1 pseudogene is annotated in these 239 nt (G+C 78.7%); it reads right to left on the bottom strand.

The features are described 5' to 3' along the window. A pseudogene (locus ACQG3P_RS23005) lies at positions 1–211 on the bottom strand (hypothetical protein); the annotation flags it as partial. Positions 212–239: the final 28 nt, after the last annotated feature.

Genomic DNA, 239 nt, shown 5'->3' with positions numbered 1-239 from the left:
CGCGCGCGGCGGCCTGCGCGGCAGGCGACGGACCGTACGGACGGTCCTTGCAGTGGAGCAGCACCGGGCCGGTACCGTCCGCGCGGGCGGGCAGGGCGGCGCTGGAACCCGCAGGACCCAGGCCGACACCGGACAGGGCCAGGCCGGGTCCGCCCCGCTGCAGGAAGGCACGGCGGGACGTGACGCTCGCTGACCGGGCAGGAACACCCACGGGGGGACCGTTCCGGCACGCGGGCGCC

This window comes from Stenotrophomonas sp. SrG, assembly GCF_050031795.1.
GTDB classification, from domain to species: Bacteria; Pseudomonadota; Gammaproteobacteria; order Xanthomonadales; family Xanthomonadaceae; genus Stenotrophomonas; species Stenotrophomonas rhizophila_A.
Note: the sequence above shows the minus strand (reverse complement) of the source record. Positions and strands in the feature narration are given on the sequence as shown.